The 12,602-nt window shown below is 54.3% G+C and carries 10 protein-coding genes; 6 read left to right on the top strand and 4 right to left on the bottom strand.

The annotated features are described in order from the left end of the window. Positions 1-47: 47 nt before the first annotated feature. Entirely contained in the window at positions 48-1,478 is a 1,431-nt protein-coding gene (locus Q3V30_RS07605; RefSeq protein ID WP_306211936.1) for an EmmdR/YeeO family multidrug/toxin efflux MATE transporter, read from the bottom strand. 185 nt (positions 1,479-1,663) lie between these two features. On the opposite strand from Q3V30_RS07605, the gene Q3V30_RS07600 reads away from it, so the two are divergent. After that, positions 1,664-2,731, top strand: coding sequence for a LacI family DNA-binding transcriptional regulator (locus Q3V30_RS07600; protein ID WP_306211934.1), 1,068 nt, complete (start codon positions 1,664-1,666; stop codon positions 2,729-2,731). Positions 2,732-2,780: 49 nt separating this feature from the next. On the opposite strand, the gene Q3V30_RS07595 is transcribed toward Q3V30_RS07600, so the two are convergent. After that, the gene (locus tag Q3V30_RS07595) at positions 2,781-3,101 is read right to left on the bottom strand and encodes a DUF496 family protein (protein WP_306211932.1); all 321 of its coding nucleotides are present in this window, start codon (positions 3,099-3,101) and stop codon (positions 2,781-2,783) included. Between the two features lie 154 nt (positions 3,102-3,255). Beyond that, on the bottom strand, positions 3,256-4,314 hold the full coding sequence (locus tag Q3V30_RS07590; protein ID WP_306211931.1) for an FUSC family protein: 1,059 nt from the start codon (positions 4,312-4,314) through the stop codon (positions 3,256-3,258). A 222-nt stretch (positions 4,315-4,536) separates the two neighbouring features. Here Q3V30_RS07590 and Q3V30_RS07585 point away from each other — a divergent pair, with 222 nt between their 5' ends. Genes Q3V30_RS07585 through Q3V30_RS07575 form a run of 3 tightly spaced genes read left to right on the top strand, consistent with a single transcriptional unit; the run spans position 4,537 to position 8,277 of the window. Next, a complete protein-coding gene (locus tag Q3V30_RS07585; protein ID WP_306211929.1) occupies positions 4,537-5,292 on the top strand; it encodes a gluconate 2-dehydrogenase subunit 3 family protein in 756 nt (251 codons plus the stop codon). A 1-nt stretch (position 5,293) separates the two neighbouring features. Next, positions 5,294-7,060, top strand: coding sequence for a GMC family oxidoreductase (locus Q3V30_RS07580; RefSeq protein ID WP_306211927.1), 1,767 nt, complete (start codon positions 5,294-5,296; stop codon positions 7,058-7,060). Then, complete coding sequence (locus Q3V30_RS07575) at positions 7,057-8,277, top strand: c-type cytochrome (RefSeq protein WP_306211925.1); 1,221 nt, start codon at positions 7,057-7,059, stop codon at positions 8,275-8,277. Before Q3V30_RS07580 ends, Q3V30_RS07575 begins: the two co-directional genes overlap by 4 nt. A 44-nt stretch (positions 8,278-8,321) precedes the next feature. On the opposite strand, the gene dacD is transcribed toward Q3V30_RS07575, so the two are convergent. Then, the gene (dacD, locus tag Q3V30_RS07570; RefSeq protein ID WP_306211923.1) at positions 8,322-9,491 is read right to left on the bottom strand and encodes a serine-type D-Ala-D-Ala carboxypeptidase DacD; all 1,170 of its coding nucleotides are present in this window, start codon (positions 9,489-9,491) and stop codon (positions 8,322-8,324) included. A gap of 272 nt (positions 9,492-9,763) precedes the next feature. Here dacD and Q3V30_RS07565 point away from each other — a divergent pair, with 272 nt between their 5' ends. Together Q3V30_RS07565 and sbcB are read left to right on the top strand one after the other, a co-directional pair. After that, positions 9,764-10,909 (top strand): acyltransferase family protein, encoded by a 1,146-nt coding sequence (locus Q3V30_RS07565; protein WP_306211922.1) that lies wholly within the window; start codon positions 9,764-9,766, stop codon positions 10,907-10,909. A gap of 229 nt (positions 10,910-11,138) precedes the next feature. Next, positions 11,139-12,566: an exodeoxyribonuclease I gene (sbcB, locus tag Q3V30_RS07560; RefSeq protein WP_306211920.1), complete on the top strand. Its 1,428-nt coding sequence runs from the start codon at positions 11,139-11,141 to the stop codon at positions 12,564-12,566. The last annotated feature ends 36 nt before the right edge of the window (positions 12,567-12,602 follow it).

Genomic DNA, 12,602 nt, shown 5'->3' with positions numbered 1-12,602 from the left:
AGCTGTTCCTGAATGACCTTATTGTTATTTTCAGAGCAGGCCCCTGGTCAGGCTGACGCTACGGGCTTCCTGTATTTCCACAGCCAGCGCCCGCTGTTCAGACGCCGCCAGAAGAAAAAGCCGCGCACTATCCAGTCCAGGAACATGCCGAGCCAGATCCCTACCACGCCAAAACCCAGCAGAACACCCAGGGTGTAACCGACAACGATGCGGGCACCCCACATGCCCAGCAGCGAGACCCACATGGTAAACCTTGCATCACGTGCGCCCTTCAGCCCGGCAGGCAGCACCCAGGAGGCGGCCCAGAAAGGCATAAACGCGGCATTGAGCCAGACCAGTATCTTCACCACCTCGATCACATCATCTTCTTTGGTGTAGAACGAGGCCAGTACCCCGGCAAACGGCACCGTCAGCGCCGCCAGGGCGCACAGCCCCAGGGTAGAGAGCCAGAAGATATGCCTCAGCTGGCGCTCAGGCTGTAACAGCTGCCCTTTACCCAGCCGCGTACCGACGATAATGGTTGAGGCCGATCCCAGCGAGTTGCCCGGAAGGTTAATCATTGAGGCGATAGAGAAGGCGATAAAATTACCTGCGATAACGTCGGTACCCATCCCGGCAACAAAGACCTGCGTCAGGAGTTTGCCGCCGTTGAACAGCACAGATTCAATACTCGCCGGCACACCAATGCCCAACACCTCCATCAAAATGTTAGTGTTCAGGCGGGTGAAGTAGCTTTTCAGCGTAATTTTGAGGCGGGGATTGAAGCCGATCATCAGCACATAAATCACCGCGATGGCACCTACATAGCGGGCAATGGTTAATCCGATGGCCGCGCCGTCAAACCCCAACCCTTTCCAGCCAAAACAGCCATAGATCAGGGCGGTGCTGAAGACGATATTGAGGATATTCATCCCGCCGTTGATCAGCATCGGAATTTTAGTGTTACCCGCGCCGCGTAACGCGCCGCAGCCAATCAGCGCAATGGCCGCTGCCGGATAGCTCCAGGCGGTGATATTCAGATAGCGCAGCGCGAGATCTTTCACCATTGGCTCGGCACTGCCGGCGATAAGATCGATAATCTGCTCGCCAAAGAACTCAATCAGTAACGCCAGCAACACGGAAAACAGCGTCATCAGCACCAGAGATTGTCTGGCGGCAGATTCAGCCCTGTCGCGATTAAGCTTGCCTAGGCTGAAGGCCACCACCACCGTGGTACCGAGATCGATGGCGGCAAAAAAGGAGATAATCACCATATTAAAGCTGTCGGCCAGCCCTACTCCGGCCATCGCCTCTTTGCCCAGCCAGCTCACCAGGAAGGTGCTGAGCACCCCCATCAGCAGCACACAAAGATTCTCGAAGAAGATCGGCACGGCCAGCGGAGTGATCTCACGCCAGAATAAAACACGGTAAGAATGTCGTTTGGGATACCACGCCGAATGCTTGATCGCCTGCAGCAGAGAGACTCTGAAGTTTTGCAAGATAGTTCCAGCCAGAAAGAGGTAAGTAGGCCTGATTGATGATGGTAAAAGGTTGACTAATATGCAAAGTCTTTTTCCGCGTGTCACACAAAAAGGCGGTGACTTCCCTCTCCCGCGCAAAGAAGTTTCCGCAGAGCAGGCCCTTTTGTTGTTAAACTGCGGCGAGCAATTTTAGGGAGAAAGCCATGAAACCGCGATCTGTTACGCTGGAAGATGTCGCCACCGAAGCTGGCGTCTCTTATCAGACCGTTTCCCGCGTTCTGAACCACTCCGTGCAGGTTACGGAGAAAACGCGCAGCAAAGTGGAAGCGGCGATGGTGGCGCTGAATTATGTACCTAACCGCGTGGCGCAACAGCTGGCGGGTAAAAATTCCCGCACGTTGGGTCTGGCCACCAGCGACCTTGCGCTGCTTGCTCCTGCTCAGATTGCCTCTGCTATGCAGCATCGCGCTACCGCGCAGGGCTACCGTCTGGTGATTGCTATGGCAGGCAGTAACGGGGCGGAAAGCGCTGTACAGGAGTTGCTGGCGCAGCGGGTAGATGCGCTGCTGATCAATCTGCCGCTGACCGGCAGCAGCGCCAGCAGGATTGCAGCCCAGGCGGGCCACCTTCCCGCTCTTTTTCTGGATGTGGCTGAAGATGCCGGGGTGGCAGCCTGTCAGTTCAGCGCTGAGGCGGGCGCACGACAGGCGGCAGACCATCTGCTGTCGCTGGGCCATCGCCACATTGCCTTGCTGAACGGGCCGCAGGATTCCGTAGCCGCGACAGCGCGTCATCAGAGCTGGCTTGCGGTACTGGGTGAGCATCAGCTTACCCCGCATAGTGAACTTTATGGTGACTGGAGTGCAGGCTCCGGCTACCGGGCGATGCTCTCTCTTGCCGATCGCACGCTGCCAACAGCGGTGCTGGTGGCAAATGACCAGATGGCTTTAGGGGTGTTGCGGGCGCTGCACCAGGCAGGATTACGCGTGCCTGACGATATTTCCGTGGTGGGCTACGACGATACGGCGGAAAGCGCCTGGTATGAACCGCCGCTGACCACCATCAGGCAGGACATGACGCTGCTGGGCGAGCGCAGCGTTAACTGGCTGGTTCAGACTTTGACGCAGCAGGAGAGCTTACCGCCGATGCCTCCATTTACCCCGGAGCTGGTGGTAAGGGAAACCACTGCCGCACCGGTCAGGGGATCCGGGAAACGGGCCAGCGCTGCGTTGAAAAAACTGCGCAGCCTGAAGGAAACCTGGCAAAAATAAAGGGCGGTCGACGATCGCCCTTCGGGAACGCTTAACGCATCAGCGAGAGTTACTGAGGTTTTGGCTCGCCCATTGATTTCAGTTTTTTCGACAGGTCACGGCGCTCTTTCGACAGATCCGCGTTTTTGATGATGTAGTCATCAACACGATCTTCATAGTCGCTGCGCATGCTGCCGATAATTTCCTGAATGGCTTCGATGCTCATGCCCGGTTTGATGTATTCGCTCAGGTTATCGAGCAGCAGGACACGCTTCTGGTTATCACGAATTTTCTTTTCATTGTCGTGAATTTCGCGCTGCAGTTTGTTCTTACGACGGAACATACGAACGAACTCCAGCACGTCCTGAAATGATTGCTTAGCATTTTCCATGAAGACACCTTTCATCAAGGCCTGTTCACACAGGCGTTATTATCGTAGCGCTCAGCTTAGCGGCTCACCGCGGCTGAAAGCAATTTTGAAATTGTAGAGTCGGGCCTATCTTAGCGCGAACCACTGTTTCCCGCAGTAAGTTGTTGCAAATCGCTTATTTACGCAGTACCAGCCGCATTAAATCGGACAATCTTTCCAGCTGCTTTGCCATCTCCAGGCTCAGCCAGACGTAGCCGTGAATGGCCGTTTCCACCCGCTCATCGCTGCCAGACTCTTTGATTAACTGCCGAAGCTCGCGGCTGATTTCCGCCAGCTCGCCGCTGTTAGCGGCAATCTTTTCCGTGTTGCCCTCGACGATAGCTTTAGAGAGCTTGCGCAGCGTTGTTTCCGTCATCTGCTGGGTGCGCCGCAGTGCGGGCGCGTTAAGCATAATCAGGTGGCTCTCTCTGGAATTCCACCAGGCATTGAGCTGAAGCTCAAGCGTACAGACCATGTTGCGGTTCAGCGTCTGGATACCTTCAAACACCGAACGGGGAATTTTAGTCTCTTTGCTGGAGGGCTCGATCAGCGCACGCATTTTCACTACGCCGGTCAGCAGTCGCTGCAACGGGCGCGTCAGGCGAGGTTTTTCTACCAGATTAGGGGAGAAGCCGGCGTGGTAAATTTTGGCGGTTTCCAGGAGCGAATCTGACAGCTTGATGCGCCAGTGGGTGTAGGCTTTTTGCGGGTAGATGCTGGTGAACAGCAGGGCGAGAAGCGAGCCAAAAATCACGTCTCCGCCCCGCCACAGTGCCGTCACCATATCACCCGGCGGTGCGCCGCAGATCACCGCAAGCGTGATACCGATCAGCAGCGCCATATAGGGATGTTTCCCCAGCGTCAGGAATCCGCACAGGAACATCACTATGGTGCACCAGCCCAGCATCACGGGAAACGAGATCACTTCCAGCTTGAGGGCTATCAGACCCGAGACCGAGCCAAAAATGGTGCCGCCAATACGCTGTACCGCGCGGGGAAAAACGTTTCCCCAGGAGGAGATCGGCCCCATCACCACCACCAGCGTAATCAACGGCCAGGTGCCTTCAGGGATCTCCAGCAGACGCACAAGCAGAAACGTCAGGACAAAAGCCAGCGCGATACGGATGCCGTGCACCGTACGGTAATTACGGTAGAGGGTAAATTCGAAGGCCGATAACGGCTTGTCCGGGCGCAAAACATTCTCCTGAAGATGCCTGATGAGCCTGGCATGATACCCGATCAAAAAACGCACCGTCATTGATTCTGCACTATTTTTGGCGAATGAATTCCTTACGAATTTTAAGGAATAACACTTATTAACAAAACAACAACACCTGCTATACATAATATTGTCGTCTTACTCATAATTTTACAATTCTCTGAGTTAACTTTACATACTGGAACAACAGGAAGCTCAATGCGCAAACCCACTCCTACCCTGCCCGGCGTTACCCGACGGCAGGTACTGACCTGGTCGACCGGAGCGATTGCGGCTACGGCCACCGGCGTAGCTAAAGCCGTCACTCTGACCGGCGCCCCTGGATGGACACCTTTCTCCGACAATCCCCCTGAAACTTTTGAAAACCAGGGTCTGCTTTTTTTCACCGCAGAGGAAGCGGCAACGATAGACGCGATCGTTGACCGATTGATCCCGGCGGATGAGCTGAGCATGGGCGGTAAAGAGGCGGGCTGTACGGTGTTTATTGACCGCCAGCTGCACGGCTTTTATGGCACCTATGAACGGCTCTATATGGAAGGCCCTTTTGACAAAGGCACGCCCGAACAGGGCGATCAGTCCCCGCTGGCACCACGAGCGCGTTATCGCACCGGGATTGCGGCACTGAATAAATATACCCAGTCAGCACATCAGAAAGCCTTTAAGGATCTGCCCGCTGACCAGCAGGATGAGATCCTGCACGCTCTGGAACAGGGCAAAATTGCCTTAGAGGGTTACGACAGCAGCGCGTTCTTCGCTCAGGTATTGATCAACGCAATGGAGGGCTTCTTTGCGGACCCTGTTTACGGCGGCAACAAAGGGATGGTTTCGTGGAAAATGCTCGGCTTCCCCGGCGCCCGTTATGACTATCGCGACGAAATCCTCCTCCATAACCAGGATTTGAAGCTGCAACCCGTGAGCATTGCTGACCTGTCACCACAGAAAAAAGGATCCTGACATGGCGAAGAAACTTCCCAAGACCGACGTGGTGGTAATTGGACTCGGCTGGGCCGGCGCCATCATCGCTAATCAACTGGCGGATGAAGGACTGAACGTGATCGGAATAGAACGTGGCCCGTGGCGTGACACGGCTCGCGACTTTAATGTGGCAACCGTCACCGATGAGCTGCGTTACGTTCAGCGTCAGGAGCTGATGTTGCGCACCCGTCAGAATACCTGCACCATGCGCAACAACCCTTCTCAGACAGCCCTGCCCATGCGCAGCTGGGGCTCTTTTCACCCCGGTAACGGAACGGGCGGCGCGGGAAACCACTGGGCGGGTATCACCTTCCGCTTCCAGCCTGAAGAGTTTCGCCTGCGCAGCCATCTGACCGAGCGTTATGGCGCGAACGCCATCTCTTCTGACCTTTCGCTACAGGACTGGGGCATGGCGTGGAATGAGATCGAACAGCACTACATGCAGTTTGAACGCGTTGCCGGGACCTCTGGCAAAGCGGGCGTGCTGAACGGCGTGAAGCAGGAGGGAGGAAACCATTTCGAGGGTTCCCGCTCTGGTGAATACCCTACTCCGCCGCTTAAACAACCTTACGGCCCGACGCTGTTTGCCGAAGCAGCCCGCAATATGGGTTATAACCCGTTTGCCGTTCCCTCTTCGCTGGTCTCCGAGGCGTACACTAACCCCTATGGCGTGACGATGGGTCCATGCACCTTCTGTGGCTTCTGCACCAACTACGGTTGTGCCAACTACTCTAAAGCCAGCGCCATCACTACCATCCTGCCAGCCCTGATGCGCAAGCAAAACTTCACCGCACAGACCAGCTGCGAAGTGTTGCAGGTGCTGACTGATTCAACCGGCAAAAAAGCCACCGGCGTCACCTATATCGACTCCAGCGGCGACGAATGGGAACAACCTGCCGATCTGGTGATCGTGGCAGCTTATACCTTTGAGAACGTGCGGCTGATGCTGCTTTCCAATATCGGTAAAGCTTACGATCCGGTCACCAACACCGGCACCACCGGCCGCAATTACGCTTATCAGACCGCCAACGGCGTGACGCTCTTCTTTGATGACAAAAACTTCAATCCGTTTATCGGCGCGGGTGCGGTGGGCATGGGGATTGATGAGTTCAATAACGATAACTTTGACCACAGCGGGCTTGGCTTCTTCGGCGGCGGCAGTATTCGCGTGACGCCTATTGGCGCGGCGCCCATTAACAGCCGTCCGGTTCCACCGGGCACGCCGAAATGGGGATCCGAGTGGAAAAAGGCCACGGTGAAGAATTACCTCAGCACCATGACCATTGGTTGCGAGGCCAGCAGCTATACGCAGCGCACAAATTATCTGTCGCTGGATCCTAATTACAAAGATCCGCATGGCCGGCCACTGCTGCGCATCACCTTCGACTTCCCGGAAAATGACCTGCGCATGGCGCAGTACTGTACCGGCAAAGTGGCAGAGATTGCGAAAACCATGAATCCGCGGCAGATCGTCTCCAAGCCCACCAGCGGACACTGGAACAGCGTGCCCTACCAGTCCTCTCACGTCTGCGGCGGATTTGTGATGGGTGCCGATCCCTCGAACAGCTCTGTTAACAAGCATCTTCAGGTCTGGGATGTGCCAAACCTGTTTGTGGTCGGCGCTTCTGCCTTCCCGCAGAACCCCGGTTATAACCCAACCGGTACCGTTGGCGCGCTGGCGTTCAAAGCCGCCCATGACATTCGTCAGCACTATCTGAAACGCCCAGGGGAGATGATCACCGCATGAACAAGCGCACGCTTTTCGCACTCGCTGCGATCGCTCTTTCCGCCGTTAGCGTTGCTCAGGCTCAGCCGGAATACGATCAGATTGAACGCGGCCGTTACATCGCCACGCTGGGCGACTGTACCGCCTGCCATACGGTTGATCCGAAGAAGCCTTTTGCTGGCGGCGTTCATCTGAACACCCCTTTTGGTGCGCTGGTGGGGGCCAATATCACTCCCGACCGCGAAACAGGGATCGGCGACTGGAGTTTTGATGACTTCCAGCGGGCGATGTCTGAAGGGGTGGGTCACGGTGGCAAACGGCTTTATGGCGCGATGCCTTTTACCGCCTATACCAAAGTCTCCCGTAAGGATAACGCTGACCTGTGGGCCTACCTGCAAAGCCTTCAGCCCATCCATCAGATCGTTGAGTCTAACCTCCTGCCCTTCCCGTTCAACATCCGCACCAGCCTGATTGTCTGGAACTGGATGAACTTTGATAAGGGCGAATTCAAACCCGATATGAGCAAGTCTGCCGAATGGAACCGCGGGGCTTATCTTGTGCAGGGCCTGGGACACTGCGGCACCTGCCATACGCCGAAAAATATGCTGGGTGGAGATAAATCGAGCAAGTTTATCGGCGGTGCGGTTGTTGAAGGCTGGTGGGCGCCCAATCTGACCAGCGACGAACATACCGGGCTGGGCAAATGGACGCAGGAAGATATTGTCAGCTATCTGCGCACGGGCGTTAACCGCTATGACATCGCTTCCGGACCGATGGCTGACGCGGTGAAAAATTCCACGCAACACTGGCGGGATGAGGATCTGAAGGCGGTAGCGACTTACCTGAAATCAACGCCCAAACAGGGTGAGGATAAACCTGCCCCGCTGGCGGCTGATGACAGCAGGATGAAAACTGGCGCAACCATTTATGAAGCCAAGTGTTCAGCCTGCCATGCCCCTCAGGGCCAGGGCGGTAAAAATATCTTCCCTCAGTTGGCGAATAACCCGCTGGTAAATGCGCCAAATGCCACCTCGCTGATCCATGTGGTGGTAGCAGGCAGCCGGGGCGTCGATACCGATACCCGACCGACGGCGCCTGCCATGCCTTCCTTTGACGGCACGCTGAGTGATGGGGATATGGCAGACGTCATTACCTTCGTGCGCAACAGCTGGGGCAACGCCGCACATGCGGTGAGCGCCAGTGAAGTTAAAGATCTGAAGGAAGAGTTACGCAAGTAGTCAGCTGAAAAAAGGGCGGCGTGAGTTACAGCCGCCCTTTTTAATCAGAACTTCTGCTTCAGATAGTCTTCAATGCGGGTCACGATGCCTGCCTCTTTGACTTCCTGTAGCGTCACCAACGGATATGAGGCGAGCTGTTTGTCGCCATCCACCAGCTGAATTGTTCCTACCTGTTCGTGCGCTTTCAGCGGTGCCTCCAGATTTTTACGTTCAATAACGTATTTCGCTTTAATTTTCTTAACTTCATCACGAGGAAGCGACAGATAAACGTCTTTATCGCTCCCCACGGAAACCTGATGTGGATTGCCGTACCAGACCGATTCATGACCAATCTCTTTACCGGCATGGAACAGCTGAACAGTATCAAAATTATTCTGTCCCCAGGTCAGTAGCTTACGCGCCTGTTCTTCCCGTCCTTTAGTACTTTTACCGCCCATCACCACCGCAATCAGACGGCGCTGACCGTCCACGCTCGAAGCAATGATGTTGAAGCCAGCGCTTTCCGTATGGCCCGTCTTCAGTCCATCCACATGCAGCGTTTTATCCCATAACAAACCGTTACGATTCTGCTGCGTGATGCCGTTCCAGGTCAGGGATTTCTCGCTGTACATCTGATAGAAATCAGGCTCACCAGAGATGATAGCGCGGGAGAGTTTCGCCAGATCGGCGGCTGTCGTGTACTGACCTGGCGCATCCAGACCGTGGACAGTTTCAAAATGGGTATTGGTCAGACCCAGTTTCTGTACATACTGGTTCATCTGATCGACAAAAGCAGCCTGGCTGCCGGCAACATAATCCGCCAGCGCCACGCAGGCGTCGTTGCCGGAGTCGATAATGACGCCACGACTCAGATCTCTCACTGAAACTTTCTCGCCCGGCTTAAGGAACATCAGCGACGAGCCCTTAAAGACTGGATTCCCTGCGGCCCATGCGTCCTTGCCTACCGTCACCATATCATCACGCGTGATACGGTTTGCGTCGATGGCGCGATCGACCACATAGCCGGTCATCAGCTTGGTCAGGCTGGCTGGGTTACGACGCTCATCGGCGTTGCCCTGAGTCAAAACCTGGCCGGTGGTGGCATCCATCAGTACCCAGGAAGCGGCATCTATAGCCGGTGCCGTTATGGGAAAGGAGAGAGGATCCTCATCAGCCTGAGCCATAAAGGCAAAAGACAACAGGAGACTAGAACTTACGAGCTGACGCTTCTTCAACGGAACACCCTCAAAATATGCTGTGAAAAAAAACTTGCCTGTTGTACGGGATTGCCGGGAGGATTGTGTTAATAAATTGCAAGAAAATATTAATTTTCAGCTGATTAGCCGGTCTGTTTTTTCTCTATTTACACCCCTTTCGCTTAGAGCGATAAGAGAAGAACCCCAGGGAAATTCCTATAAATTTGACTTTAGGAGTGCGAGGGGTTGCATGTACTGACATGTCCTTTACGCTTGGCTTACGAAAATTTACATATAAGCAGAGGTTTACTATGTCAGCTACCAGAGGCTGGTCTACGGAGTTGGAAGGACTGAGGGGCATCGCGTCGCTTTGGGTGCTGGTCGGTCATATCAGCTTACTGATTCATTGCCATATCACGCTGATCTCGTCACCTGGTATTGGCGTCGATCTCTTTATTCTGCTTTCCGGCTATCTGATGGCTAAGAACTATGTCGAGCGGCAACAGAAGGAGCCATGGCAGAGCGTCAGCACCATTAAGAAGTTCTGGACGCGTCGCTTCTTCCGTATCGCCCCTCTCTATTATCTGCTGCTGATTATTGCCCTGATTTACGGGCCGTGGTTTGGCGAAATGCGCGATATCATTTCCCACTTCTACTCAGGCACGGCGACGGAATCTTCACGCTATTCCGATCAGTCTCTGGCGAATATTTTCACACACTTCAGCTTCCTGTTTGGCGTCCTGCCTGCTTACGGCTTTAACACCGTGCTGCCGGACTGGAGCATCGGACTGGAGATGCAGTTCTATCTGCTTTTCCCGTTCATTATGCTGGTGACCCTGCGCTTTGGCTTTGCCGCTTCGCTGATTGGCTTTATGGTGCTGTGCTGTGTCGGGCGTTATGTGCTGGCAGAGTATTACGAAGCGTTTGAAATGCCTTCGATGATCCTGATTAAGCTTAATATGTTCCTCTCCGGCATGTTGCTGGCTGAGGCTGTCCGCCGTAAAGCGGTACTCTACGTAGCCTTTGCGCTGCTGGGCCCGGTAGCCAGTGTGGTGATTGGTCTGGAAGCGATTCCGCTGCAGATAGCGATGGAAGTGCTGATGATTGTCGGCATGGCCGCCATTCTGTGGCAGTACGCTGAAGGCAGCCTGATGGCGCGGCTGATCGCCCTGCCCCGCAAGCTGCTTAACAATCGCGTGAGCACCTGGCTTGGGGATGTCTCATTTTCAGTCTACCTGCTACACCTGCTGATTGTGATCCCAGTAATTGCACTGCTGCTGACACATACCAATCTTGCGGACAAGAGCGACATTATGCGGTTTGCTTTGGTAACGGTGATTTGCCTGCCGGTTACCTATGCGCTTGCTTCGCTACTGTACCGGTTTGTAGAGAAACCCGGGATTTTGATTGGCAAGAAGGTTCTGGGGCAAAAAGCTATAGCACGTAATTTGGCGTGAAAGATTTAATTAATGTATGACTATTACAGTTCCAGACGGTGAATTATTCATTCTTTACTTCACCGAATATGAACGATTTTCATCCTTATACCCTCCTGATAAAAGATTTTTCTTTTAAGAATAAAGGTCGCTGCCCCCGGCGACCTTAACTTCATCCCATTCCCAATATGGTTTACCATGTAGCAATCAATTTCCTTCGTTTTACACTCAGTAGTGGAAAAAAACATCAGTGAAACCTAACAAGCCTGAACCTACCTTCCTCTTCCACGACTACGAAACCTTCGGGAAAAGTCCGTCGCTGGACCGTCCTGCGCAGTTTGCCGGGATCCGTACGGATATGGATTTCAACATCATTGGTGAGCCTGAGGTGTTCTACTGTCAGCCAGCGGATGATTACCTGCCGCAGCCAGAAGCGGTGATGATTACCGGGATCACGCCGCAGCTGGCGCAGGCCAGAGGGGTGAGCGAGGCGGATTTCACTAAACGTATTCACGCGCTGTTCAGCGAACCGAATACCTGCATTGTGGGCTACAACAATGTGCGGTTTGATGACGAAGTCACGCGCAACTTGCTCTATCGTAATTTTTACGATCCCTATGGCTGGAGCTGGCAGAATGGCAACAGTCGTTGGGATTTGCTGGATGTGATGCGCGCCTGTTACGCGCTGCGCCCTGAAGGAATAGAGTGGCCAGAAAATGAGGATGGTTTTCCCAGCTTCCGTCTGGAGCATCTGACCAAAGCCAACGGCGTGGCGCATGAAAATGCCCATGATGCGATGTCTGACGTCTATGCCACCATTGCGATGGCAAAGCTGGTGAAAGAGAAGCAGCCACGGCTTTATGAGTTCCTGTTCGCCCATCGCAATAAAAACAAAATCACCACGCTGATTGATATCCCGCAAATGAAGCCGTTGGTGCATGTCTCTGGCATGTTTGGCGCTTTCCGTGGTAACACCAGCTGGATTGCGCCGCTGGCGTGGCATCCTGAGAATAAAAATGCGCTGATAACCTGTGATCTGGCGGGCGATATCTCGCCTCTGCTGGAGCTGGATGCCGATTCACTGCGCGAACGACTTTATACCCGTCGTGATGAGCTGGGCGATAACGCACCGGTTCCGGTGAAACTGATGCACATTAATAAATGCCCGGTTGTAGCGCCTGCAAATACGCTTCGTCCGGAAGATGCAGAACGGTTAGGGATCGATCGCCAGCACTGCCTGGATAACCTCGCCCTGCTGCGTCAGCATCCTGAAGTGCGTGAAAAGGTCGTGGCGCTGTTTGCCGAAGCGGAGCCTTTTAAAGCCTCTGAAGACGTCGATGCCCAGCTCTATGACGGTTTCTTTAGCGATGCCGATCGTAACGCCATGACCATTATCCAGCAGACGCAGCCGGAAAATCTGCCTGCGTTGGATCTGACCTTTAACGATGCGCGCATTGAAAAGCTGTTGTTCCGCTTCCGCGCCCGTAATTACCCCGGCACGCTGGATGAAGCTGAGCAAAAACGTTGGCTGCAGCATCGGCGGGAGGCGTTAAACCCTGAGCGGGTGCAGAGCTATGTACAGGAACTGGAGATGCTGTTTAATCAGTACGAAGGCGACCAGGCGAAAATGAGCCAGCTCAAAGCGCTATTTGATTATGCGCGGGAGTTGGTTTCCTGACGGCCACTCAACAAAATAGCTTAGTGGTAAGGATCG

It is taken from the genome of Erwinia pyri (assembly GCF_030758455.1).
GTDB lineage: Bacteria > Pseudomonadota > Gammaproteobacteria > Enterobacterales > Enterobacteriaceae > Erwinia > Erwinia pyri.
This window is presented reverse-complemented; position numbering and strand designations above follow the sequence as displayed.

Excerpts from the sequence above, each read along its gene's own strand:
- Q3V30_RS07600 (WP_306211934.1), top strand. The coding sequence starts at position 1,664 with ATGAAACCGCGATCTGTTACGCTGGAAGATGTCGCCACCGAAGCTGGC.
- Q3V30_RS07595 (WP_306211932.1), bottom strand. The coding sequence starts at position 3,101 with ATGGAAAATGCTAAGCAATCATTTCAGGACGTGCTGGAGTTCGTTCGT.
- Q3V30_RS07585 (WP_306211929.1), top strand. The coding sequence starts at position 4,537 with ATGCGCAAACCCACTCCTACCCTGCCCGGCGTTACCCGACGGCAGGTA.
- Q3V30_RS07580 (WP_306211927.1), top strand. The coding sequence starts at position 5,294 with ATGGCGAAGAAACTTCCCAAGACCGACGTGGTGGTAATTGGACTCGGC.
- Q3V30_RS07575 (WP_306211925.1), top strand. The coding sequence starts at position 7,057 with ATGAACAAGCGCACGCTTTTCGCACTCGCTGCGATCGCTCTTTCCGCC.
- Q3V30_RS07565 (WP_306211922.1), top strand. The coding sequence starts at position 9,764 with ATGTCAGCTACCAGAGGCTGGTCTACGGAGTTGGAAGGACTGAGGGGC.